The following is a 24940-nucleotide window of genomic DNA, read 5'->3' as shown; positions in this document are numbered from 1 at the left end:
TCAGCCTGGTCAGGCCGTTCAGAACTTGACGGAGACCTCTGCACCGTATTGGCGGGGGGCGCCCAGACGGCTGACTTCATCGCCGAAGAACGCGATGATGTTGGTGCGATACAGCGTGTTGGTGAGGTTGCGGCCCCAGAGCGAGAAGGTGATGTTGCCATTGCCCGGGGTGAACGAGACGCGGCTGCCCAGCTGGCCATAGCCGCCTTCGCGCTGCAGATTATCGGGTGCCCAGAACAGCCGCGCCTGGTGGCTGTAATTGACGTTGAAGCGCAGCGCGTCCGACCAGTCGCCAATATCGGTGACGAAATCCGCCGCGACATTCCACTGCGCCTTGGGCGTCCGCTGAAGGAAGTTGCCCGAATTGTCGTTGCCGAGCGAATCGATGAACGCGATATATTTGGTGTCGAGTAGCGTCAGGCCGCCCGACAGCGTCAGCCCCGTCGCCACCGCGACGGTCGCTTCGGCCTCGATGCCCTGGATCTTCGCGTCCGCCGCATTGTCGGTGATGTTACACAGGCACGCCGCAGAGGTCTGGGTGACCTGCAGGTTCTTGTACTTCATGTCGAACAGCGCGACGTTCAGCCGCAATCTGCGGTCGAACAGGTCGAGCTTGCCGCCAATTTCGAAGCTGGTCACGGTTTCAGGGTCATAGCTCGATACCGCCGCTGCCGCATTGGCTGGATCGTCCTCGAAGCCGCCGCCCTTGTAGCCAGTCGAGAAGGTGCCGTAGAACAGCATGTCATCATTGGGCTTGAACTCGATCGTCGCCTGCGGCGTGATCTCGCTCCAGCTGTCCGAATAGCGCGCGGTAAAGCTCTGCCCTTCGCGGAAGGTGGCCGCGAGCGGAGTCAGCGCGACCTGATCGTTGGGGTTGAACTTGTCGCCGCCTTCGGTCGCCGTGCCGGTCACGATGCCCGACTTGCGATCTTTCGAATAGCGGATGCCCGCGACCACACGCAGCTTGGGCGAGAAGCGATAGCCGAGCTGGCCGAAAAACGCATAGCTCTCGTTGGTCGCGCGGTTGTCCCATCGGCTTTCGCCCGACAGGGTGGTGAGCACCGTCAACGGCACTTCGGCCCAGAACCGGTCGAGCTTGCGCACCTTGTCATGCTGGTAATAGGCACCGAAAATCCAGTCGAAGCCGCGATCGGACTGTTCCTCGGACACCACGCGCAGTTCCTGGCTGAACTGGCGGATATCCTCGTCCTCGTTGACCGGGAAGGTGAACAGCGTCGGCGAAATGACGCCAAAGCCGTTATCGGGGCCGATGCCGGTCTGATCATAGACGTTGAACGCCTCGCCCTTGCGATAGCCGGTGATCGAGGAGAGCGTGCCGAACCCGCCGAGCCCCTGGTCCATGCGCAGCGACAGGCCCCAGGCCTCGCGGTTGAGCTGTTGCGGCGTATCGGCGGTGTCGCCCTTGTAGCGCGGCCATTCGGGCAGGCCTTCGCGCAGTTTGAGCGGGCGGCCCCGGATCGTCCCGATGGCGGCGCGCGCGGCGCTCCACGGGCCAGAGCCTGCAGCGGGGCCATCGATCGCGACCGAGTGGAAGCCGTTCGATTTGTCCTTGGTGTAATCGAACACCAGCCGCGCGGTGAAATCGCTGTCGTCGGGTTCGACCATCAATTGGCCGCGGAACTGGATGCTGTCGACATCGTCGAGATCGACATCGTGCAGCAGATCCTGGTTGAAGCCATCACGGTTGCGATACTGGAAGCTCAGGCGCCCGGTCAGCGGACCGCTGATCGTGCCGGTAATGTGCCCGCGCGCCAGCTTCTCGTTGTAATTGCCATAGGATACCGCGAGCGAACCACCGGTATCGGCCTGGGGCCGCGCGCTGTAGATGCTGATCGCGCCGCCGACGACGTTGCGGCCCAGCAGCACCCCCTGCGGCCCGCGTACCACCTCGACCCGCTCGATATCGTACATGTCGAAATTGAACAGGCCCGAGCGGCCGACATAGACGTCATCGACGAAGATGCCGATCGACTGGTCCGCCGAAGGGCTGTCGAGCCGGGTGTTGGTGATACCGCGAATGTTGAATTCCTGATCGATCGGCGACAGCGCGGTAAAGCTGAGCGACGTCGCCTGCCCGGCCAGGTCCTCGAAGCTCAGGATGCGCGCGGTCTCGATCGATTCCGCGCTGAATGCCGAGATGGCTGCCGAGGTATCCTGCACCGTCGAATCGCGGCGCTGCGCGGTCACGACGATATCGGCGATCTGCGGTCCCTGGCTGTCCTGCTCGCTCCCGGCCTGCTCACCGGCGTTCTGCGCGGCGGCAGGTGCGGCGACCGCTGCCATTAGCGCCAGGCCGATCGCGGTCATCGAAAAACGGTTGAATCGGCAACGCGCAACAAGATTGTGCTTCAGCATCAATCAGTTCCTCCCCTCAATGCCAGCGCTTGTCGCCGGTCACTTGCAATACTAGACCTATGATAAAGGTTCGTCAATGCAAGTTACTGTTGCCGTTACGGGAACATGGCAAAACGCCCGACCAGCAGGGCTGACCGGGCGCGGGGAAACAGGCAAAATGGGGATATCGGCCCGTCAGACGGGCAGACCGACATAGTTTTCCGCAATCGCGGTCTGCATCGCGGGCGACCGGGACAGGTAATCCATCTCCGCTACCTGCATCTGCCGCTCGAACGCGTTCTGGTCGGGGAAGCTGTGCATCAGCTTGGTCAGTGACCAGCTGAACCGTTCCGACTTCCAGATGCGTGCCAGGGCGCGGTCGCGATAGCCGAGCAGCGCGGTCTCATCCTTGCGCTTGTAATGCGCGATGATCGCATCCGAGAGATAGAGTACGTCCGATGCGGCGAGGTTCAGCCCCTTGGCGCCGGTCGGCGGCACGATATGCGCCGCATCGCCCGCCAGGAACAGCCGCCCGTAATGCATCGTCTCGAACACATAGGACCGCAACGGCGCGATCGACATTTCGAGCGCCGGGCCACGCGTCACGCCATGCTGCGAGATGGTGTTGAAGCGCAGTTCCAGCTCGTCCCACAGCCGGTCCTCGGGCCAGTCCTCGATCTTCTCGGTCAGCGGCACCTGGATGTAGTAGCGGCTGCGCGTCGGCGATCGCATCGAGGCGAGCGCAAAGCCGCGCGGACCGTTGGCATAGATCAGTTCGTCATGGCAGGGCGGCACATCCGCGAGGATGCCCAGCCAGCCGAACGGATATTCATGGATATATTCGCGCGCCAGATGCGGCGGAATGGCGCGGCGCGAGGGGCCGTGAAAGCCGTCGCAACCGGCAATGAAATCGCACTCCAGCGTCACCGGCACGCCATCCTTGGTATAGGTGACCTTGGGATGCGCGCTTTCGACGCCGTGCAGCGCCAGATCGCCTGCCTCGAACACGATCTCGAGCTCGCGCTGCGGCGCGGCGGCGATCAGGTCGCGGGTCAGCTCGGTCTGGCCATAGACGACCACGGTCTTGCCGGTCAGCGCCTTGATGTCGATGCGGACCATCTGGTCGCCATCGGCGAGGTTGAAGCCGTCCTCGACCATGGCCTCGCGGTTCATCCGTTCGTCCAGCCCCAGCCGGTGCATGAGATCGGTGGTCACCGTCTCGAGCACCCCTGCCCTGATCCGGCTCTCGACATGCTCGCGGCTCGCGCGTTCAAGCAGCACGCAATCAATGCCTTCGGCCTTGAGCAGGTGGCCGAGCAGCAGCCCGGCAGGGCCCGACCCGATGATCGCGACCTGGGTGCGGCGCGCGCTCATGCGAGCAACTGCGCTTCGAGTTCGCCGAGCACCCGGTAGCAATCGAGCACCTGTGCGACCGAGCTGTTGGGCTCGCGGCCTTCGCGGATGGCGGCAATGAATTCGCGGTCCTGCAGTTCGATGCCGTTCATCGAGACGTCGACCTGGCTCACGTCGATCGGCTCTTCCTTGCCGTTTACGAGGTCATCGTAGCGCGCGATATAGGTGGCGGTGTCGCCGATATAGCGGAAGAAGGTGCCGAGCGGCCCGTCATTGTTGAAGCTCAGCGACAGGGTGCAGATCGCGCCGGTCTCGCTCTTGAGCTGGATCGACATGTCCATCGCGATGCCGAGATCGGGATGGTGCGGCCCTTCGAGCACGTTCGCCTTGACGATGCGGCCTGCCTGATAGGCGAACAGGTCGACCGTGTGCGCGGCATGGTGCCACAGCAGATGGTCGGTCCAGCTGCGCGGCTCGCCTTTCGCGTTCATGTTCTTGCGGCGGAAGAAATAGGTCTGCACGTCCATCTGCTGGACGTTGAACTCACCGGCCTTGATGCGGTTGTGGACGTACTGGTGGCTGGGGTTGAACCGCCGGGTATGGCCGACCATGCAGACCAGGCCGGTTTCCTTCTGCTTGTCGAGCACCGCCTGGCTGTCCGCCCAGCTATCGGCGAGCGGGATTTCGACCTGCACATGCTTGCCCGCGTTCATGCACGCGATCGCCTGCTCGGCATGCATCTGCGTCGGCGTGCAGAGGATCACGGCATCGACATCGTCACGCGCCAGCGCATCGTCAAGCTCGGTCGTGGCGTGGATCGCGCCATATTTTTCGGCAACCGCCTGCGCCTGTTCGAGGCGGCGGCTGACGATCGAGACGATCTCGACCCCGTCGATCAGCTTCAAACCATCCAAATGCTTTTCGCCAAACGCTCCGGCGCCGGCAAGGGCAATACGCATGAGACACTCCTGTTCATCGATGCGGTGCCCGGATCGAGCACCTCAAACGGCAATTTTCCAATCGACCTCATATCGCTCGATCAAATCCTGCATCACCGTCTTGAATTCGATGAAGCAGTCGTGAACCCGGTCAAACGACGCCATGAAATCGGGACCATCGAGCACCAGCGTTTCGATCGGGTGCTGTTCCTGATGTCTGGCGAGCTTGGCCCGGCAAACCTCGACCGTAGCCTTGAGCACCCGAGCATCCCGCCTGCTCATTCCCAAATCATGGTTTGCCAAATTAACCATCTCGGTTAAGCATAATCCGAGCTGGCGACGATATGATGCGTAGCTTGCTTTCCAGTCCTCCGGCTGGTTTTCGACAATAGACCTAAGCTCAAAAGCGAGACGATCCAGTTCCTTTATTACGGCAGTCAACACGATATGCTGTGACATGACGCTCTCCTTGCCTTTCGGCACAATGGGGACTTCCCCATGCGAGAGCGTCAATTACAGACATTGAGAAATCCCTAATTTGGGGCCAATACGATATGGCCAATGGCGGTGTTGCTGCAGGGCACGTGATAATGGCGGTGCAGCGTCTTCACGCGCTGGCCCAGCGCACCGCGCATGATCAGCCACATCACCATCTCGATGCCTTCCGATCCGGTCTCGCGCAGATACTCGATATGCGGGATATGGCGGACGGCATCATCGTCGGCCTCGAGCAGGTCGAGAAAGCGGTTGTCCCATTCGGGGTTGATCAGGCCCGCACGCGCGCCCTGAAGCTGGTGGCTCATCCCGCCAGTACCCCAGATCTGCACGTTGAGGTCCTCTGGGAAGCTCTCGACCGCGCGCGCGATCGCCTCGCCCAGCGCCCAGCAGCGGTTGCCCGATGGCGGCGGATAGGTGACGACATTGACCGCGAGCGGAATCACCGTGGTCGGCCATTGCTCGCACGCGCCGAACATCATGCTCAAGGGCACGGTGAGACCATGGTCGACATCCATCTCGTTGATGATCGTCATGTCGAATTCATCGAGGATCAGGCTCTGCGCGATATGCCAGGCGAGATCGGGATGACCGGTGACATCGGGCACCTTGCGCGGCCCCCAGCCTTCGTCCGCCGGCTTGTATCGCTCGCCGCAGCCGATCGCGAAGGTCGGGATGAACTTCATGTCGAAGGCCGATGCATGGTCGTTATAGACCAGGATCACGACATCGGGCTTTTCCTGCTTCTCCCAGTCGCGGGTCCAGTCATAGCCCGCGAAAATGGGGCCGAAATAGTCGTCGCGCTCCTTGCCCTGGTCGTGCGCCACGCCCAGCAGCGGCACATGGCTGCTGCCCACACCTGCGGTAATCCGGGCCATCTATCGTCCCTCCCTGATCGAACGGACGCCTTGCGGAGAACGGCCGCCGTCGAGCATCATCTGGCGATATTCGGGCCAGCTCATGTCGGTCATCGTGCTGACCGCCTCGGCAAAGGCGATGCCGTCGGTCGAGAACAGCTTGGACAGGAAATAGATGTTCCCGCCCATGTCGAGCAGCGCGTTGTAATCACGCGCCAGCACCGCCAGCTTGGCCTCCTCGCTGATCGCCCATTCGTCGAGATAGGCGCGCTCGTCGGCCTTGAACCGCTCGCGATTCTCGGGCTTCATCAGGCTCATCGCGAACTGGTTGAGGTGATAGCCCTGCCGCGCACGCTTGGCCGTGAACACGCGGGTGCCGGGAATGTCGTCGAACTCGGCGAGATAGGCGTGAATGTCCTGATGGCTCACAGTCCGCGCTCCCTCAGTTTCGCGTCGAGCCGGGGGAAGACGCGGCGGGCATTGCCCTCGAAGATCATGTGCCGCTCCTCATCGCTGATATCGAGCGCATCGACATAGCGCTTGGTATCGTCGAAATAATGGCCGGTGGTGGGATCGATGCCGCGCACCGCGCCGACCATCTCGCTACCGAACAGGATGTTCTTGTTGTCGATCACATCGGCGAGCAGATCGATGCCGGGCTGGTGATAGACGCAGGTGTCGAAGAAGATGTTGTTCATCAGATGCGTGTCGAGCGCCGGCTTCTTGAGCATGTCGGCCAGCCCGCGATAGCGCCCCCAGTGATAGGGCACCGCGCCGCCGCCATGCGGGATGATGAAGCGCAGGGTGGGAAAATCGGCAAAAAGGTCGCCCTCGAGCAGCTGCATAAAGGCGATGGTGTCCCCCGCGATATAATAGCCGCCGGTGGCGTGCATCGCCGGGTTGCAGCTCCCCGAGACATGGATCATCGCCGGGACGTCGAGCTCGACCATCTTTTCGTAGAAAGGGTACCAGTAACGGTCGGTCAGCGGCGGATGAGTGAAATGACCGCCGCCCGGATCGGGATTGAGGTTGCAGCCGATAAAGCCGAGCTCGGTGACGCAGCGTTCGAGCTCCTCGATCGAGCCCGCCATGTCGGCCTTCGGGCTTTGCGGCAACATGCACACGCCGACAAAGGTTTCGGGGAACAGTCCGACGACGCGCGCGATCAGGTCGTTGCAGCGCCGCGCCCATTCGCGCGCTACCGCCTCGTCGCCGACATGCGGGGCCATGGCCGACGCCCGCGGCGAGAAGATCGTCAGGTCCGCGCCGCGCTCCTTGATCAGGCGCAACTGGTTCGCCTCGATCGTTTCGCGGATCTCGTCGTCCGAGATTTCGGGATAGGGCGGGCACGGCGTCCCGGCCTTGAACGCGGCCTTCTGTTCCTCGCGCCAGGCGTCGTGTGCCTTGGGCAGGACCGTGTAATGGCCGTGGCAATCGATGATCAAAGTCATGCGGTTCTCTTGAGCTGGGGCGTTTCGAGGGCGGCGAGCTTGGCGCTCATGCCTTCGGGCGGCGACATGCGGAGCGAGCCGATCTCGCGCTGGCGCTCGATCGTGCCGCGCGTCATGACGGGATCGACGCCAAGATCCGCCAGCGTTGCCGCGACCTCTTCCATCTCGGCGGCGCGGCGAAGCCCGTGCGCCATCATCCGGTCGAGATTGTAATCGAACCGCTCGGCCCAGCCCTGAGGCTTCCAGCTGGCATCGAGCGAGGCGGTGACGGCATCGAGCACGCCCGCGCGCGCGGCGGCCATAGCGCATTCTGCCGACAGCGCTTCCAGGCCCTTGACCATCACCGACCGGATCATCTTGATCGCCGAGGCCTGGCCGATCGCGTCTCCGGCGATGGAAACATTTGCAAAGCCGAGCGCCTGCAGCGCTTGGACGGCCCCGGCGGCGTGCGGACCAGATACTAGCAGCGGCACGTTGCGACGCTGCGGCAGCACTGGCGCCATCACCGCGACATCAGCATAACGCCCGCCTGCTGCCTCGATCACGGTGGCTGCTTCCGCCTTGGAACCGGGGGCAACACTGTTCATGTCGAGCCACAACGCGCCGGGCCGCAGCATCGGCGCATAGGCTCTCGCCGCAATGACGGCCTCATCGGCAGTCACCAGACACAGCACGACTTCGGCATCGGCCAGCGCCAGCGCGACATCCTCCTCGCCCTGCACCGCGGCATCGGCATAGGCGGCCAGCATCGCGCCGCGTTCTGCCAGCAGGTCGGTCTTGCGATCGAACGCGCGTGCGCCTGACCACGCAAAGGCCCTGCCCGCCTCGCCAAAGCCGATAAAGGTTGCGTTCAACGTCATGCCAGCGGCCTAGGCGATGGCACGCCCCCGCCACCAATCCAATTGAGCTGCCGCTTATTGGTTTTCGTGAAGTCTTGTTTCGTTCGATGCCAGATGGATCAGATCGATCAGCCGCTGCTGCGCCTGAGTCGGCCGCCATCCACGCCGCGTGGTGAGGCCGATGGTACGCACGGTGCGGGGCAGATCGACATCGATCCGCACCAGCATCTCAGCATCCAGTTCGACCGAAATCTGGTCGGGCGACAGCAGCGTCAGCAGGTCGCTCTGCATGATCAGGCCGCGGATCACCATTACCGACCCGCATTCGACCGGCACCGGCGGCGGATCGCCCGCGAACAGCGCCTGCCAGTGCGCGCGCAGGGGCGTGCCCTGCGGCCCCACCACCCAGGATTGCGCCTGCAGTTCAGCGAGCTCGACCCGCCGTCCGGCGAGCGGATGGCCCTTGCGCGCGAACACCGCGAGCCGATCGGTGAACAGCGGCACCTGTTCGACATCGGCGGGCGGCGTCTCGCGCAGCGCGCCGATGGTGAGGTCGATCACGCCATCGAGCAGCGGATCGATCAGCTCACGCCAAGAGCCCTCGATCACGTCGACAACCGTGCCAGGGCAATCATCAAGAAAACGCGCAATCGCGCGTGGTACGACGAGCGCGCGGCTGAGCGGCATCGCACCGATCGCGATGCGGGTCGCCGGATGCGCTTCCCCCAAAGCCTCGGCAATTCCGGCAGCGAGCTCGCCCGACGCCAGGCGCACGCCGCGCGCCATCGCCCGCCCTGCGGGGGTCAGCGCCATGCCGCGTCCGCGCCGCTCGGCGAGGATCTGACCGCTGATCTGCTCGAGCTCGCGCACCGCGCGGTGGATGCCGGGCTGAGACAGCCCGCTCGCCAGCGCGGCGCCTGCGAACCCCTGTGCATCCGCAAAATGCAGGAATGCCTGAAGCTGCGTGCTCGTCATCAGCTGCTCGGGGCGGGAAAAGCCGCGCGTCCCTGCCCGGCCCTGCCGCCGCACTGCCGCTGCCAGATGCACGAACGCCCGCTCGACGCGCTCGGCGAGCGCCTCGCCCGCCAGGGTCGGCTCGACCCCGCCCGAATGCCGGTCGAACAGCAGCACGCCCAATTGCCGCTCGAGCTTGGCCATGCCCTGGGTCAGCGCCGGTTGCGACAGCCCCGCCGCCTCCGCCGCGCGGTTGAGGCTGCGCAAGGACACGACGCTGACCAGCGCGCGCAGATGCCGCAAATTGAGATCGAAGGGCTGGATCATGGACACAACACATAGCAAAATCTTATTACCCGTCCATAATCTGGATTGGCATGAGACAGGCGCGCGGGGCCACGGCAGGAGCAAAGGAGCATCGCCATGGGAATTGTCGTCCAGAATATCGAACGCACCGATCTTGTGCTGGTGGATGGGCTTGCAAGCGCAGGCGTCGCCACGGTGCACGAGGCGCAGGGCCGGACCGGCCTGCTGGCGCATCATATGCGGCCGATCTATTCCGGCGCGCGGATTGCGGGCAATGCGGTCACCATCTCGGCCCCTCCTGGCGACAACTGGATGATCCATGTCGCGATCGAGCAGTTGCAGCCCGGCGACATCCTCGTCCTCGCGCCCACCAGCCCGTGCGTCGACGGGTATTTCGGCGACCTGCTCGCGACCAGCGCGATGGCGCGCGGTTGCCGGGGTCTGGTGATTGATGCCGGCGTGCGCGACGTGCGTGACCTGACGCAGATGGGCTTTCCCGTCTGGTCCAAGGCGGTGTTCGCCCAAGGCACGGTCAAGAACACGCTGGGCAGCGTCAATGTGCCGATCGTCTGTGCGGGTGCAGCGATCGAACCGGGTGATGTGATCGTCGCCGATGACGATGGCGTGTGTGTGGTCAAGCGCGCCGATGCTGCGGCCGTGCTGGAGAAAGCGCAGGCGCGCGAAGCCGCCGAAGAGGCCAAGCGCCAGCGGCTCGCGGCGGGCGAACTGGGCCTCGATATCTACAACATGCGGCCGCGCCTCGCCGAAATGGGCCTGAAATATGTGTGAGCTGGCGTCACGATCCCTCTCCCCTCGGGAGAGGGAAGGGGCCCACGCGGCGCAGGCGTGTGGGAAGGGTGAGGGTGAGGCCGGCCACATCGCCCTCACCCTTCCGGCGCTTTGCGCCTCCCTCCCTCTCCCGGCGGGAGAGGGAATGTGAACAGCGCCCGCTGCATGTGGATGCGTGGAGGGACGTCCAAGGGCGGCTATTTCCTGAAATCCGACCTTCCCGCCGATAGCGCCGAGCGCGATGCGTTCCTGCTGCGCGTCATGGGATCGCCTGACCCGCGCCAGATCGACGGCATGGGCGGCGCGGATCCGCTGACCAGCAAGGTCGCGGTGGTGAGCAAATCCGATCGTCCGGGCGTCGATGTCGATTATCTGTTCCTGCAGGTGTTCGTCGATCAGGCGATCGTCACCGATGCGCAGAATTGCGGCAACATCCTGGCTGGCATAGGCCCGTTCGCCATCGAGCGCGGGCTGGTCCAACCGACCGGCGATGTAACGCGCGTCGCGATCTTCATGGAGAATACCGGCCAGGTCGCCGTCGCCAGCATTGCGACGCCCGGCGGCACGGTCACCTACGAAGGCGATGCGGCGATCAGCGGCGTGCCCGGCACCGCAGCACCCATCCCCCTCGCCTTTCGCGATACCGCAGGCTCCTCTTGCGGCGCGCTGCTGCCCACGGGCCATGGCGTCGACGAGATCGATGGCGTCGCGGTGACGATGATCGACAACGGCATGCCCTGCGTCGTCATCGCCGCCGAGGACATGGGCATAACCGGCTATGAGGACCGCGATACGCTCGACGCTGACGCCGCGATGAAAGCCAGGGTCGAGGCGATCCGGCTGAGGGCCGGGCCGCTGATGAACCTGGGCGATGTATCGGCCAAGTCGGTGCCCAAGATGATGCTGGTCGCGGCGCCGCGCGAAGGCGGTGCGATCGCGGTACGCTCGCTGATCCCGCACCGCGTCCATGCCTCGATCGGCGTGCTCGGCGCGGTCAGCGTCGCTACCGCCTGTCTGATCGAGGGATCGCCCGCCGCAAAGGTGGCAAAAGTTCCCGATGGCGCGTCCAAGACTCTGGGGGTCGAGCATCCGACCGGCGTCACCGAATGCGTCGTCACCGTGGACGAGCAGGGCCAGCCGGTCGAGGCGGGCATGCTGCGCACCGCGCGCAAGCTGATGGATGGCGAGGTTTTCGGGTGAATATGCGCCACTCGCCCTCACCCTTCCCACGCCTGACGGCGCGGGCCCCTTCCCTCTCCCGGTGGGAGAGGGAGGGAGGCGCGAAGCGCCGGAAGGGTGAGGGCGACCTGCCCCTAATAACAGGATCGACTGCATGACCACCACCGACGCCAATGGCCGCATCCGCAGCTGGAACCTTGCGCCGAGCAAGCCGCGCTTCACCCCGCCGCCGGGCGCGGTCGATGCGCATTGCCATGTCTTCGGGCCGCAGGCGGAGTTCCCGTTCAGCTCCAAGGCCAAATATCTGCCGCAGGACGCCGGGCCAGACGCATTGTTCGCCCTGCGCGATCATCTGGGCTTTGCCCGCAACGTCATCGTCCAGGCGAGCTGCCACGGGACGGACAATAGCGCTACTTTGCACGGCATCGCCCGGTCGAACGGCCTCGCGCGTGGCGTCGCGGTGGTCGATCCGGCGATCTCCGACGCGGAGCTCGACGCGCTGCACGCGGGCGGTATTCGCGGCGTGCGGTTCAACTTCCTGAAAAGGCTGGTCGACGATGCACCCAAGGACAAGTTCCTCGATATCGCGCAGCGGATCGAGCGGCTCGGCTGGCATGTCGTGGTCTATTTCGAGGCGGACATTCTGGAGGAATTGCAGCCCTTTCTCGCCGCGATCCCGGTGCCGATCGTGATCGACCATATGGGCCGCCCCGATGTGACCCAGGGACCGGACGGACCGGACATGACCGCGTTCCGCCGCCTGCTCGACAGCCGCGACGACATCTGGACCAAGGTGACCTGCGCCGACCGGCTCGATGCCGCAGGTCCGCCTTATGCCGATTTCGTCCGTGCGGTGCGCCCGCTGGTCGAGGCCTATCCCGACCGGGTGCTCTGGGGCACCGACTGGCCGCACCCGAACATGGAAAAGGTGCTGCCCGATGACGGGCATCTGGTCGACACCATCCCCGAAATCGCGCCCACGGCAGAGCTGCAGCACAAGCTGCTCGTCGCCAATCCGATGCGGCTCTACTGGGCGGACTAGAAGCGGTCGAGATCGCTGGCGAGCGTCACCGGGCCGCTGTAGCGCGTCGCAATCTCGGCGATATAGCCCTTGGTGCGTGCAGGGTCGGGCGTGCCTGCGGCAAAATGGGTGATGACCAGCGCCTTCACGCCGGCGCGCGAGGCGAGTTGCCCCACGGCATCGGGGGTCAGATGGTGTGAGGACAGGTGCTGCTCGAGCTGCTGCTTCGCCTGGGGCGGCATGTCGGGCGAGTTGCGCGCGACATTGGCCATGGTGCCGCCCATGTCGATCATCTCGCTGACCAGCAGGTCGGCGCCTTTGGCCAGCTTCTCCACCGCCGGGCTGGGTCCGGTGTCGCCGGTATAGACGATCGACCGCGCGCCCAGATCGAAACGGAAGCTGAAGGATTTGTAGTTGCGGTCCTCGATGCTTCCCGGCGCGAAGTCGTAATGCGAATTCTGCGCGGCGGTGACGGTGAAGCCATCCACGGTCAGCCGTTCACCATCGGCCAGCTCGATCACCCGCACCGTATCGGCGGGCGGTGCCCAGGGCTGGCCGGGAATGCCATAACCGACGCGCGCGGCGGGCTGCATCGAGGCGACCATGCCCGCGACCAGCTCGCGCGTGCCCGGCGGGCCGTAGACGGTGATCGAATCGCGCTGGTTGGTCTGGTTGCGCAGCGCCAGCACGGCGGAAAGCCCGCCGGTATGATCAGCATGCAAATGGCTGAGGAACACCGCGCGCACCCTCGGCAGCAGGATGCCGGCACGCGCAAGCTGCTGCACCGTGCCGTCCCCCGCATCGACCAGATAGACCTTGTCCTGATGGACCAGCGCATTGGCGGGCTGCGACCGGTCGGGCGACGGCACCGGCCCGCCCATCGTGCCGAGCGTGATGAACCCGTCAGCAGCCGGACCAGGCTGAGCCAGAACCGGTGCGGCGAGCAGACACGCCGCCAGCACCGGCCCGATGGCGCCCCTTGCCATCAGAAATTGAACCCGACGCGCACGCCATAGGTCCGTGGCGGACGCAGCGTCGCCACCGGGAAGTCGAGGATCGGGCGGGTGCCAGCGCGTGCCAGCACTTCCTCGTCAGTGATATTGTTGATGAACGCGGTGATGTTCCAGCCGCCGCGATCTTCCAAGGTCGCATAGGCATCGGCCATTGCGAAGCTGCCTTGGCGCTCTTCCGGACGGAAGTTCGAGTTCATGAAGCGGCTGCTCTCGATATTGCCGCGCGCGCCAAGGATGAGGTTGAGGTCGCCGGTCAGCTCGAACGTGCGCTCATAGCCCAGGTTCAGCGCCCATTTGGGCGAGTTGACCGTCGGGCGGCCCGAACAGTCGATATCGAAGAAGCGCGCGGCGTTGACGCCCGGATTGGCAAGACGGCTGCCCAGCGTCGTGCATCCCGTGGTCACCGGCGCGCCGGTGGGCGAGAAGTTTGCCGTGGTCAGCCGGTCGTACTTGCCGTTGAGATACTGGACGTTGAGGCTGAACAGGTCGTTGCGGCTCGGCGCGAACCGGGCTTCGAACTCGGCACCATAGATGCGCGACTTGCCCGCGTTGACCGTGGTCGAACCCTGCGCGAAGATTCCGCCCGCGGCGCGCACGCCGCCGACAAAGGTAATCTGCTGGTCCTTGTAGTCCCAGTAGAAGGCCTCGATGTTGAGCTGCAGCTTGTTGTCGAAGAAGCGGTTCTTCGCACCCACGGTGAACGCGGTGAGGTTCTCCGGCGCGAAGGTGTTGTTCGGCGGCTGTGCGACAAAGAACCCGCCCGACTTGAAGCCGGTCGCGGCATTGGCATAGACCAGCGACTGCGGTCCGGCATCCCATTCGAGACCCGCCTTCCAGGTGAATTTCTCGAACGACAGGTCGCCGGTGAACGGCGCGCTGAGCGGCGGATTGATCGGACCGGGCAGACCGCCGGCAGCGACCGAGGTCAGCTGCTTCTTGTCTTCCTTGGTGTAGCGGCCACCGGCGACGAGGCGCAGCGTGTCGGTTATGTCGAAGGTCAGCTGCCCGAACGCGGCGACGCTCTCGGTGCTCAGACGCGGGGTGAAGCGCGTGGTCGAGATATTGCCCTGGCGGAAGAAATTCTCGGTTTCCTGGTTTTCGCCGAAATAGAACAGGCCGACGACATAGCGCAGCCGCTGGTCCTCGTTAGATGCGAGGCGGACTTCGAGCGAGCTCTGCTCGGCAACGTCGCGGATCGTTCCGGCAAAGCCCGGCAGATAGGTGAGCACGTTCACGTCCGATCGGCGATAGGCCGGAATGAAGGTCAGCGTGCCGAAGCCCATATCACCGGTGATCGTGGCGCTGACGCCGATGAATTCGTTGTCGAGGAAACCGTCGGTGCCGGGCAGCGCAACGCAGCCGCTGTTGACGAAATTGCCCGGGCCTCCGCAGAACGGCGGCGCGAAGATGCCGGACGCGAGTTGGCGGATGGCGGCCCGTGCCCTGGGATCGGAGATGCTCACGCGGTCTTCCAGCGCGGGGACCGTGTAGCGAGTCTCGGGCAGCAGCACCGCGCCCGCGCCCTTGCCGCCCTGATTGTAGTAATCCGCGACCAGCAGCATCGACCAGCGATCCGACGGTTCGATCAGCAGCGACGCGCGAAAGGCCTCACCCTTGTCGTCGTCATAGCCGTCCGAGATATAGCCGTCACGATCGACCACCTGGCCCGCGAGGCGCAGCGCGACCGTGTCGCCAATCGGAATGTTCAGCGCGACGACCGACTTTTTGCTGTCGTAATTGCCATATTCGAAGAATCCCTCGCCGCCGAACGTGCCCAGCACCGGCCTTTTGGGGATCACGTTGATCGCGCCGCCGGTGGCGTTGCGGCCGTAGAGCGTGCCTTGCGGACCCTTGACCACCTCGACGCGTTCGAGATCGTAGAACACGCCTGCCGGCGCGGTCGGGCGGCCGACATAGATGCCGTTGAAGTTGAACGCGACCGCGTTTTCCGCGAACGAGTTCTGCGAATTGGTGCCGACGCCGCGCAGGAAGAAGCTGGTGGTGCCGCCGGTCGGCTGGACAACCAGCGAGGGGACCAGACGGCCCAGATTGGCGGTTTCGGTGATCCCGGCATTGACCAGATCCTCGCCGCCCACCGCGGTCACGGCAACGGCGGCGCGCTGCAGGCTTTCCTCGCGGCGCTGCGCGGTCACGACGATTTCGCCCAGACCCTGGTCTTCGGTGGCTTCGGATTGCTCGGAGGCGGTGGCATCCTGTGCGATGGCGGTGGCGGGAACGCTCAGTGCGCCAAGCACGGTAGTGGCCAGCAGGAATGCCTTCATCATCTATCTCCCCAAATGCGCGCGATGCCTGCATGGGCACCCGCTGTATCGGCGCGATGTTTACGGGAAATGCTAGCCATAGGTGAAATCTTTTGTTTTAATGATAATCCAGCAATCACACTGATAGGTTAAAGCCATGCGCTTCAAGGGTCTCGATCTCAATTTGCTCGTCGCCTTCAGCGTGCTGATGGAGACGCGCAGCGTTTCGCGCGCGGCCGAACAGCTCAACCTCAGCCAGCCTGCGATGAGCGCGGCGCTGGGGCGGCTGCGCGACTATTTCGGCGACGATCTGTTGGTGCTGCAGGGCAAGCGCATGTTCCCCACCCCCTATGCCGAATCGCTGGTACCGATGGTGCAGGACACGCTGCGCCGCATCGACGCGCTGATCACCACCTCGACCAGCTTCGACCCTGCCACCTCGCAACGCGTGTTCCGGCTCATCGCATCGGACTATATCACCGCAGCGGTCATCGCGCCGCTCTCGCGCCGCCTGTCGCATGTCGCGCCCGGCATCCGGCTGGAAGCTGTTCTGCCATCGGACGGCAGCGCGGACCTGATCGCGCAAGGGGCATTCGACCTGCTGATCACGCCCGAGGAGTTCATCAACCCCGGCCAACCCGCCGAACTGCTGTTCGAAGAACGGCATGTCATTGTCGGGTGGAAGGGCAATCCCGTCTTTGCCGGCGAGGTGACTCTCGAGGATGTGCTGCGCGCCGGCCATGTCGGCATCCAGATGGGCAACCAGCGCACCAGCGCCTTTGCCGACAGCATCATGGAGAAGCTGGGCCATTTCCGCCGGATGGAAATGACCGCCTCGTCGTTCACGGTCGTGCCCTGGCTGATCATCGAGACCAATCGGCTCGCATTGATGCACGAACGACTCGCGCGCGTGATGGCACGGATGTTCCCACTGGCCATCGCGCCCATTCCCTTCGAGTTCCCGGCGATGCGCGAGATGATGCAGTTCAACCATGCCCGCAGCGCCGATGAAGGGCTGGCCTGGCTGCGCGGCGAACTGCGCCGCGACAGCAAGCTCGATTGAGGCAATCATTCACAAATCTGATACCTAGGCATAAATACAATAAGATTTACAGATTTACGGCTCTCCCCTTATCTAGGCCGGGATGAACAGGCCCGGCGACGCAATGCCGGGCGGGGAGAGGCGTATCGGCATGAAGGACATGCGAATCTTGATCGTGGGCGGCGGGATCGGCGGACTGACCTCCGCCATCGCATTGTGCCGCAAGGGGTATGAAGTCGAGGTGATCGAGCGCGATCCTGACTGGTCGGTCTATGGCGTCGGCATCATCCAGCAGGGCAATGTCGTCCGCGCGATGACCGAGCTCGGTCTGATCGACGATTATATCAGTGCGGGCTTCGGCTTCGACCGGGTCCAGGTCTATATCCCGACGGGCGTGTGCGTGGCGGACATTCCGACCCCGCGTCTGGTCGAAGGCTATCCGGGCAATGTCGGCATCGGCAGGCGGGCGCTGCACAAGGTGCTGGGCGACCGTGCGAAAGAGGCGGGCGCGGACATTCGCCTTGGCATCACCATCAGCACCTTGGTGGATGATGGCGAGGGTGTAGCGGTCACCTTCAGCGATGGATCGAGCGGTATCTTCGATCTCGTGATTGGCGCCGACGGGCTCTATTCGCAGACGCGCGGGATGATCTTCCCCGATGCGCCCAAGCCCGAATTCACCGGCCAGTCGGTGTGGCGCTACAATTTCAAGCGCACCCCCGATGTCATCGGCTTGCAGGCCTATGAAGGCCAGACCGGCATCGGCCTTGTCCCGCTCTCGGACGAGCTGATGTACATGTACGTCACCACGCCCGAGCCGGGCAATCCCTGGTACGCCAAGGAAGATCTGGCGAGCACAATGCGCTCCAAGATCGCCGGCGTGCCTTCGCCCGCGATCCAGGCGCTGGTCGGCCAGATCACCGAGGATGACGAGGTGGTCTACAAGCCGCTCGAATGGATGTTCCTTGAAGGCGCGTGGCACAAGGGCCGGGTCGTGCTGCTGGGCGATGCAGTGCACGCGACCACACCGCATCTCGGCCAGGGCGCAGGGATGGCGATCGAGGATGCGCTGGTGCTGGCCGACGAGCTGGTCAAGGCCGACACGCTCGACACCGCGCTCACCGCCTATCGCGACCGCCGCTTCGAACGCTGCCGCTATATCGTCGAATCCTCGCGCGCGATCTGCTTCGGCCAGATCGGCAAGGGGCCGCTGGTCGATAATGCCAAGGCCACGCAGGAAATGTTCATGAAGGTGGCAGAGCCGATCTGACGCTCGCCCCTTTCCAATACAATCAAGGAGTTACCATTATGGCACGTGTCAGCGAAATTCGCCATGTCGGCTATGCCGTCACCGATCTGGCCGCCGAGGCCGCATTCTATCGCGACGTCTGGGGCCTGAAAGAAGCCGGCGAGAAGGACGGCATGCTGCACTTTGCCGCCGAGGGCAATGACGAGCTCTATGTCGTGCGCCTGCGGCAATCGGACACGCAGCGGATCGACATCATCACCCTTGCCGCAGACAGCCGCGAGGATGTCGACGCGCTGCACGCCAAGGTCGCCGATTATGGCTGCCAGATCGTGTTCGCGCCCAAGCAGCTCGACACGCTGGGCGGCGGCTATGGCTTCCGATTCTTCAGCAAGGACGGCCTGCCATTCGAGATTTCGAGCGATGTCGCCCGCGGCACTGCGCGCGAACTGACCCGCTGGGAAGGCATTCCGCAGAAGATCAGCCATATCGTGCTGCATTCGCCCGACCACAAGGAAATGGTCCGCTTCTTCACCGATGTGCTGGGCTTCAAGGTCAGCGATTGGCTGGGCGATTTCATGTGCTTCCTGCGCTGCAACCAGTGGCACCACCGCATCGCGCTGCTGCCTGGCCCCGCCTGTCTAAACCATGTTGCCTATGACATGCTGGGCGTCGACGACATGATGCGCGGCATCCACCGCCTGAAGCAGCAGGGCACCGATATCCGCTGGGGTCCCGGTCGCCATACTGCCGGCAACAACACCTTCAGCTATTTCACCACGCCTGCCGGGTTCGCGGTCGAATATACCGCCGATCTCGAGGAAGTCGACGACGCCACCTGGGAGGCCAAGGTCCACACTCCTGCCCCGATGGTCATGGACCAGTGGGGCATCGGCGTCGGCGGACCGCAGACCATGCCGCATCCTGCGCCCGACGCAGGCCTTTTCCAGCCTGCCGGAGTCTGATCCCCATGGCCCTGTTCGAATATTTCCCCAATTATGTCTGGAACCTGTCGGTCTCGATCGCGCTGGAAAGCGGCGGCAAGATCGGCGAGATCATCGACATGTGCAAGCCGATCCGCGATGCGGCGGCCAATGGCGAGGACGCGGGCACCGGCGAGTTCCTGCAGCAATGGGTGGCGATGGGCGAAAAGCTGATCGAGCTTGCCGCCGAGGACGAGGCGCGCGGCCGTACGCTCTCGGCTTCCAAGAAGCTGGAGCGCGCCGCGCTCTACCTGCTGGTCGGCGAACGCATGCAGGACCATGGCAACCCCGCGCGCGTCGCGACCTTCGCGCTGGCGCAGGACACGTTTGCGCGCGCGATGAAGCTCGGCAACCACCCGGTCGAACGCGTGATGATCCCCTATGAGGGCAGCGAATATCCCGCGCTCTATGTCCGCGCGCCGGGCGATGGCCCCAAGCCGGTCGTGGTCTATTGCAATGGCCTCGATAGCTCGAAAGAGCTGCTCTACTGGTCGAACCTGCCCCAGGCACTAGCCGCGCGTGGCATTTCGACGCTGTGCGTCGATCAGCCGGGCACCGGCGAGGCGCTGCGCATCAGCAACCTGCCCGCCACCCCGCATTCAGAAAAATGGGCCTCGCCCGCGGTCGACTGGCTCGAGAAGCAGAGCGATGTCGATCCGAAGCGCATCGGCATGACCGGCATCTCGCTCGGCGGCCATTTCGCGCCGCGCGCGGTCGCGTTCGAGCCGCGCTTCGCCAGCGGCGCAGTCTGGGGTGCGAACCACAACTGGGCCGAGGTGCAGCAGAAGCGCCTGCGCCGCGAAGGCGAGAACCCAGTTCCGCATTACTGGGCGCATGTGCTCTGGGTGTTCGGCGCCAAGGACATGGACGACTTCCACGAAAAGTCGAAGGACATGACGCTCGATGGCGTGATGGAGCGGATCAAGGTGCCGTTCCTGGTCACGCACGGCGCGCAGGATCGCCAGATCAGCGTCGATTATGCGCACCAGAGCTATGAGCAGCTGACGAACAGCCCGAAGCGCGAACTGAAAATCTTCACGCCGCGCGAAGGCGGGGTCGAGCATGTCGGGGCTGACAACATGTCCTATGGCTGCGACTATATCGCCGACTGGTTCGCCGACACCCTGGGCGGCGACATCACCGGAAAGGCCAATCCATGAGCTTCACCGCCACCGCGCGCATCCCCACCGCCAGTGCCAGCAAATACCTGCAACAGGTCTGCAAGCACTGGGAGCACAATCTGCCCGTGAACTTCGACAAGACGCATGGAGAGATCACCTTCGCCAAGGATGCGCGCGGGGCGGACTGGCCAGCCGATGCTTTGGTCACGCTCGATGCCGAAGAAGGCACGCTCGTCTGCACGATCAACGCCAGCGCCGAAGGACAGCGCGACGGGTTGAAGGGCGCGCTCGAACGCCATATCGACCGCTTCGCCTTTCGCGAAGTGCCGCTGGCCTATAACTGGGTCGATGGATGACTGCGTCTGCCGCACATCTGCGAACAAGCACGCTGATCTCGATCGTCATCTCGATGGCGATCAGCGCAGCGTTCTTTCTGCTGGTGTTCGGCTTGGCGGTGGACGTTCCGGTGTTCGGCACCTCGAGTCTGGCACTCGATTTCGTGCCGCCGACGTTGGCCGCAGGGTTCATGGCGGCGTTGATGCCTTGCCTGCAGACCCGCGCGAAGATCATTGCCGGAGATCTGCCCGGCACATCTCTTTCGCCGCTCGCCATTGCCAGGCGCGCGCTGCTGCTCGCGGTGGCGGCGCTGGGGCTCGCTGCGATTGTCACCGCCGGGCTCTGGCTGGCGGGCACAACCACGCTGCCCTGGACGGCAGCGCTGGCGCTCAAGATCGGCTATGGTGGCCTGATCGGGCTGATCGTCACGCCCGTCGCGCTTCACGCCCTGCTTTCCAAAGGATAATCCATGGCCCGCACCTTTGTTGACCTTTCGATCTTCCTCGAAAACGACGTCATTACCGATCCGCCGTTCATGCGGCCGAAGATCACCTATCAGCAGCATGCCGATACCGTGGCCGAGCTGGGCCATTTCTTCCCCGGCGTCACGCAGGAACAGACCCCCGATGGCGCGGGCTTTGCGGCGGCGGAATGGGTGACGCTGACCACGCATAACGGCACGCATCTCGACGCACCGTGGCATTTCCACCCGACGATGGATGGCGGCCAGCGCGCGATCACCATCGACGAGGTGCCGCTCGAATGGTGCTTCAACCCCGGCGTGAAGCTCGATTTCCGGCATTTCGAGGACGGCTATGTGGTGACCGCCGCCGATGTCGAGGCGGAGCTGAAACGTATTGGCCATGAGCTGCAGCCGTTCGAGATCGTGCTGGTCAACACCGCCGCCGGTGGCGCGGTCGGCAATCCCGAATATGTCAATATCGGCTGCGGCATGGGCTATGAGGCGACCATGTACCTGCTCGAACGCGGCATCCGCGTCACCGGCACCGACGCCTGGAGCTGGGACGCGCCGTTCAGCCATACCGCGAAGAAAGTCGCGGAGACCGGCGATACTTCGCTGATCTGGGAAGGCCACAAGGCCGGGCGCGATATCGGCTATTGCCATCTCGAAAAGCTGCACAATCTCGAAGCCCTGCCCTCGCACGGCTTCACGGTAAGCTGCTTCCCGCACAAGATCCGCGGCGCCTCTGCCGGATGGACCCGCGCGGTGGCGATCATCGAAGACTGATCGATGCAAGGGGGCGCGTTCGATCTTGCCGGCCGCACGGCCATCGTCACCGGATCGACGCGCGGCATCGGGCTCGGCATCGCGCAGCTCTTCGCCGAGATGGGCGCGAATGTTGTCGTGTCGAGCGAGGACGCGCGCGATGTCGCCGAGACCGAAACCGTGCTCGCGGGCCAGGGCTATCGCGTGCGCGGCATTGCCTGCGACGTGACCAACAGCGATGCGCTGGCCGGTCTGGTCGAAGGTACGCGCTTGGCGTTCGGCGGCATCGACATCCTCGTGTGCAATGCCGGCATCACCGGCGAGGGCGGCAGCTGGGCGCTGGAAGATTTCGACCGGGTGATGGCGATCAATCTCCGCTCGATGGTCGAACTGACCCAGCTTGCCCTGCCGCATATCGCCCGGCGCGGCACCGGCAGCGTGATCCTGATGTCGAGCCTCTCGGCGCTGCGCGGCAATGGCAGCATCAACGCCTATGCGCTGGCCAAGGCGGGCGTTGCGCAGCTGGCGCGCAACCTGGCGGTGCAATGGGGGCCGAAAGGCGTGCGCGTCAACGCGATCGCGCCGGGGCTGATCCGCACGCCGCTCTCCGAACCGCTCATCGCCAACGCGGATTTCATGGCACGGCGGCTGCAGATGACACCGCTGCGCCGCGTCGGCGAGGTCGAGGATATCGCCTCGACCGCGCTGTTCCTTGCCTCGGACGCCAGCCGCTTCATCACCGGTCAGCAGATCGCCGTCGATGGCGGCACATCGGTGACCGATGGCAGCTGAGCGCATCCTGATCACCGGCGCGGGAGGCTTTGTCGGCCAGGCGCTGGTGCGCGCGCTGGCAGGCTCGCGCCCGATCGTCGCGACCGACCGGACGGGGCTGGACGCGCTCACCTTACCCGGCGTCACGCCGATGCCCGGCGAGATCGACGATCCTGCGCTGGTCGCCACGCTCACCGCCGAGCCGCTTGCCGCGATCATCCATCTTGCGACCATTCCCGGCGGCGCAGCAGAGGCCGATCCGGCGCTCGCTGCACGGATCAATGTCGCAGCCCCCATGGCGCTGATCGATGCTGCCGCCTCGCATGGCAACACGCCGCGCCTGCTCTTCGCCAGCAGCATCGCGGTGTTCGGCGATCCGCTGCCGCCGCATGTCGATGACGCGACGCCCGTCGCTCCGATGCTGCGTTATGGCGCGCACAAGGCGATGATCGAGGAATGGATCGCGACGCTCACCCGGCGCGGCGCAGTTCGCGGCCTGAGCCTTCGCCTGCCGGGCATCATCGCGCGCCCGCTCGCGCCTTCGGGCATGAAATCGGCGTTCCTGAGCAACCTGTTCCATGCGCTCAAGGCCGGCGAGCCGATCACCCTGCCCGTCTCCGCCGATGCGACCTGCTGGCTGCTCTCGCGCCGGGCGCTGGTGGCGCAGCTCGTCACCGCGCTCGACTTGGCCGAGGACCCCGACAGCGCCCGTCTGAACCTGCCCGCGCTCCGCATCCACATGGGCGATCTGGTCGCCGAGGTCGCGCGCCAGACCGGGGCCGATGCCGCGCTCGCGACCCATGCCTCCGATCCGGCGATCGAAGCCGCATTTGGTGCGCAGCCGCCGCTTTTCACCCCCGCCGCCGACGCGCTGGGCCTGACGCACGATGGTACCCTCGCCAATCTGGTCGCCCACGCGCTCGCCGATCTGTAATTCCAGGAAAGGACGCCCATATGAAACTCGCCACCATCGAGAACGGCACGGCCGACGGCGCGCTCGTCGTCGTCAGCGCCGATGGCAGCCGCCATCTGCCCGCCGCGATTGCCACGCTCCAGGCGGCGATCGAGAGCTGGGAAACGTCCGAACCGGCGCTGCGCATGCTGGCCGCGCGGCTCGATGCGGGCGAAGGCGACAGCACCGATGGCCTCGCCTTCGCGGCCCCGCTACCCCGCGCCTGGCAATGGCTCGACGGCTCGGCCTATCGCAGCCATGGCGAGCTGATGGAGACGCTGTTCGGCACAGAACCCCCGCCGCCGGGACGCCCGCTGATGTATCAGGGCCTGTCGCACCAGTTCCTATCCGCCACTGCCGATGTGCCGCTGCCGCGCGAGGAGGACGGCATCGATTTCGAGGGCGAATTCGGCGTCATCACCGATTTCGTGCCGATGGGCGTCACGGCCGAACAGGCACTGTCGCACATCAAGCTGCTGGTGCAGATCAACGACTGGTCCCTGCGCGCGCTGGCACCCATCGAGATGAAGACCGGTTTCGGCTGGGTCCAGGCCAAGCCCGCCTGTTCGGTCGCGCCCTTTGCCGTCACCCCCGATGCGCTGGGCGATGCGTGGAGTGAGGGCCGCGTCCATCTGCCGCTCACCGTCGATTGGAACGGGACAAGGTTCGGCAATGCCGAGGGCGGCGCGATGGAGTTCGGCTTTCACGAACTGGTCGCACATGCCGCGAGCACGCGCTCGCTCTGCGCAGGCACGATCATCGGATCGGGCACGGTCTCGAACAGCAACTTCCGCGAGATCGGTTCAGCCTGCATCGCCGAGCGGCGCGGCATCGAGATGCTCGACGAGGGCAAACCGCGCACCAGCTTCATGCATTTCGGCGACACCGTGCGCATGGAAGCGCGGCTGCGCGACGGCGGGCTGCTGTTCGGCGCGATCGACCAGAAGGTGATCAAGGGATGACCGGCTCTCCCCCCGTGCGCCGCATCGTCACTGGCCATGACGCGGCCGGGCGCGCGGTGTTCACCGCCGACGACCTGCTGCCGGTCACCCCGATCCCCTCGGGCGATGCCGCATTCAGCCTGATCTGGACCACGGCGAGCGTGCCTGCAGACAATAACGATGATAGCGACGGGCGCAGCCGCGATGCCGGGCTGACGCTGCACCAGGGATCGGTGATCCGCATCGTCGACATGCTGCCCGGCGGGGTTTCGCCCTTCCACCGGTCGAGCAGCATCGATTACGGCATCGTGCTGTCGGGCGCGGTCGAACTGGAGCTGGACGATGGCGCGGTGACGACCGCGCGCGCGGGCGACATCATCGTCCAGCGCGGCACCATCCATCTGTGGCGCAACCCTTCCGCGAGCGAAAATTGCCGCATCGCCTTCGTGCTGATCGAGGCGGCGCCCAGGATCGTGGACGGAAAGCCCCTGCCCGATGTAATGGGCTGA

25 protein-coding genes are annotated in these 24940 nt (G+C 64.7%); 14 read left to right on the top strand and 11 right to left on the bottom strand.

Going from position 1 to position 24940, the window contains the following annotated elements:
* Positions 1-18: 18 nt before the first annotated feature.
* The 9 genes from OPU69_RS00850 to OPU69_RS00810 form a co-directional block, all read right to left on the bottom strand.
* A complete protein-coding gene (locus OPU69_RS00850; RefSeq protein WP_498508938.1) occupies positions 19-2376 on the bottom strand; it encodes a TonB-dependent receptor in 2358 nt (785 codons plus the stop codon).
* A 174-nt stretch (positions 2377-2550) separates the two neighbouring features.
* A complete protein-coding gene (gene pobA / locus OPU69_RS00845) occupies positions 2551-3729 on the bottom strand; it encodes a 4-hydroxybenzoate 3-monooxygenase (RefSeq protein ID WP_498508936.1) in 1179 nt (392 codons plus the stop codon).
* On the bottom strand, positions 3726-4667 hold the full coding sequence (locus OPU69_RS00840; RefSeq protein WP_498508934.1) for a Gfo/Idh/MocA family oxidoreductase: 942 nt from the start codon (positions 4665-4667) through the stop codon (positions 3726-3728). Before OPU69_RS00840 ends, pobA begins: the two co-directional genes overlap by 4 nt.
* Before the next feature lie 42 nt (positions 4668-4709).
* Positions 4710-5105 (bottom strand): hypothetical protein, encoded by a 396-nt coding sequence (locus tag OPU69_RS00835; RefSeq protein ID WP_066117832.1) that lies wholly within the window; start codon positions 5103-5105, stop codon positions 4710-4712.
* Positions 5106-5179: 74 nt separating this feature from the next.
* Entirely contained in the window at positions 5180-6019 is an 840-nt protein-coding gene (locus OPU69_RS00830; protein ID WP_060978011.1) for a class III extradiol dioxygenase subunit beta, read from the bottom strand.
* The gene (gene ligA, locus OPU69_RS00825) at positions 6020-6427 is read right to left on the bottom strand and encodes a protocatechuate 4,5-dioxygenase subunit alpha (RefSeq protein WP_060978012.1); all 408 of its coding nucleotides are present in this window, start codon (positions 6425-6427) and stop codon (positions 6020-6022) included.
* Entirely contained in the window at positions 6424-7449 is a 1026-nt protein-coding gene (locus tag OPU69_RS00820; RefSeq protein WP_498508933.1) for an amidohydrolase family protein, read from the bottom strand. Before OPU69_RS00820 ends, ligA begins: the two co-directional genes overlap by 4 nt.
* Entirely contained in the window at positions 7446-8309 is an 864-nt protein-coding gene (locus OPU69_RS00815) for an NAD(P)-dependent oxidoreductase (RefSeq protein WP_498508931.1), read from the bottom strand. The genes OPU69_RS00820 and OPU69_RS00815 overlap by 4 nt, the downstream gene beginning before the upstream one ends.
* Before the next feature lie 54 nt (positions 8310-8363).
* Entirely contained in the window at positions 8364-9569 is a 1206-nt protein-coding gene (locus OPU69_RS00810) for a LysR family transcriptional regulator (RefSeq protein WP_498508929.1), read from the bottom strand.
* 96 nt (positions 9570-9665) lie between these two features.
* Between OPU69_RS00810 and ligK the strand changes: the two genes are divergently transcribed.
* The 3 genes from ligK (at position 9666) to OPU69_RS00795 (ending at position 12558) form a co-directional block, all read left to right on the top strand.
* On the top strand, positions 9666-10337 hold the full coding sequence (gene ligK / locus OPU69_RS00805; protein ID WP_060978016.1) for a 4-carboxy-4-hydroxy-2-oxoadipate aldolase/oxaloacetate decarboxylase: 672 nt from the start codon (positions 9666-9668) through the stop codon (positions 10335-10337).
* 165 nt (positions 10338-10502) lie between these two features.
* Positions 10503-11537: a 4-oxalomesaconate tautomerase gene (locus OPU69_RS00800; protein WP_060978017.1), complete on the top strand. Its 1035-nt coding sequence runs from the start codon at positions 10503-10505 to the stop codon at positions 11535-11537.
* 133 nt (positions 11538-11670) lie between these two features.
* A complete protein-coding gene (locus tag OPU69_RS00795; RefSeq protein WP_060978018.1) occupies positions 11671-12558 on the top strand; it encodes an amidohydrolase family protein in 888 nt (295 codons plus the stop codon).
* On the opposite strand, the gene OPU69_RS00790 is transcribed toward OPU69_RS00795, so the two are convergent.
* Positions 12555-13523, bottom strand: a complete 969-nt coding sequence (locus OPU69_RS00790; RefSeq protein ID WP_060978019.1) for an MBL fold metallo-hydrolase — start codon at positions 13521-13523, stop codon at positions 12555-12557. The two genes, OPU69_RS00795 and OPU69_RS00790, sit on opposite strands and share 4 nt — an antisense overlap.
* Positions 13523-15835, bottom strand: coding sequence for a TonB-dependent receptor (locus OPU69_RS00785; protein WP_208597896.1), 2313 nt, complete (start codon positions 15833-15835; stop codon positions 13523-13525). Before OPU69_RS00785 ends, OPU69_RS00790 begins: the two co-directional genes overlap by 1 nt.
* 133 nt (positions 15836-15968) lie before the next feature.
* On the opposite strand from OPU69_RS00785, the gene OPU69_RS00780 reads away from it, so the two are divergent.
* From OPU69_RS00780 to OPU69_RS00730, 11 genes are all read left to right on the top strand, one after another.
* On the top strand, positions 15969-16874 hold the full coding sequence (locus tag OPU69_RS00780; protein WP_498508928.1) for a LysR family transcriptional regulator: 906 nt from the start codon (positions 15969-15971) through the stop codon (positions 16872-16874).
* A 130-nt stretch (positions 16875-17004) separates the two neighbouring features.
* Positions 17005-18123, top strand: coding sequence for an FAD-dependent oxidoreductase (locus OPU69_RS00775; RefSeq protein WP_060978045.1), 1119 nt, complete (start codon positions 17005-17007; stop codon positions 18121-18123).
* Between the two features lie 38 nt (positions 18124-18161).
* Positions 18162-19064 carry a VOC family protein gene (locus OPU69_RS00770; RefSeq protein WP_498508927.1) on the top strand — a complete coding sequence of 301 codons (903 nt, stop codon included), beginning with the start codon at positions 18162-18164 and terminating at the stop codon, positions 19062-19064.
* A 5-nt stretch (positions 19065-19069) separates the two neighbouring features.
* On the top strand, positions 19070-20242 hold the full coding sequence (locus tag OPU69_RS00765; protein ID WP_498508926.1) for an alpha/beta hydrolase family protein: 1173 nt from the start codon (positions 19070-19072) through the stop codon (positions 20240-20242).
* Positions 20239-20559, top strand: coding sequence for a DUF2218 domain-containing protein (locus OPU69_RS00760; RefSeq protein WP_060978023.1), 321 nt, complete (start codon positions 20239-20241; stop codon positions 20557-20559). Before OPU69_RS00765 ends, OPU69_RS00760 begins: the two co-directional genes overlap by 4 nt.
* On the top strand, positions 20556-21005 hold the full coding sequence (locus OPU69_RS00755; protein ID WP_498508925.1) for a hypothetical protein: 450 nt from the start codon (positions 20556-20558) through the stop codon (positions 21003-21005). Before OPU69_RS00760 ends, OPU69_RS00755 begins: the two co-directional genes overlap by 4 nt.
* A gap of 3 nt (positions 21006-21008) precedes the next feature.
* Positions 21009-21788, top strand: a complete 780-nt coding sequence (locus OPU69_RS00750; RefSeq protein WP_498508924.1) for a cyclase family protein — start codon at positions 21009-21011, stop codon at positions 21786-21788.
* Positions 21789-21791: 3 nt separating this feature from the next.
* Positions 21792-22559 carry an SDR family NAD(P)-dependent oxidoreductase gene (locus tag OPU69_RS00745; RefSeq protein WP_498508923.1) on the top strand — a complete coding sequence of 256 codons (768 nt, stop codon included), beginning with the start codon at positions 21792-21794 and terminating at the stop codon, positions 22557-22559.
* The gene (locus OPU69_RS00740; protein WP_498508922.1) at positions 22549-23472 is read left to right on the top strand and encodes an NAD-dependent epimerase/dehydratase family protein; all 924 of its coding nucleotides are present in this window, start codon (positions 22549-22551) and stop codon (positions 23470-23472) included. The genes OPU69_RS00745 and OPU69_RS00740 overlap by 11 nt, the downstream gene beginning before the upstream one ends.
* 20 nt (positions 23473-23492) lie before the next feature.
* A complete protein-coding gene (locus OPU69_RS00735) occupies positions 23493-24452 on the top strand; it encodes a fumarylacetoacetate hydrolase family protein (RefSeq protein ID WP_060978028.1) in 960 nt (319 codons plus the stop codon).
* Positions 24449-24940 (top strand): cupin domain-containing protein, encoded by a 492-nt coding sequence (locus OPU69_RS00730; RefSeq protein ID WP_060978029.1) that lies wholly within the window; start codon positions 24449-24451, stop codon positions 24938-24940. The genes OPU69_RS00735 and OPU69_RS00730 overlap by 4 nt, the downstream gene beginning before the upstream one ends.

The organism is Blastomonas sp. 34TW (assembly GCF_059803595.1).
The sequence above is the reverse complement of the archived record's forward strand: the minus strand, read 5'-3'. Positions and strand labels throughout refer to the sequence as shown.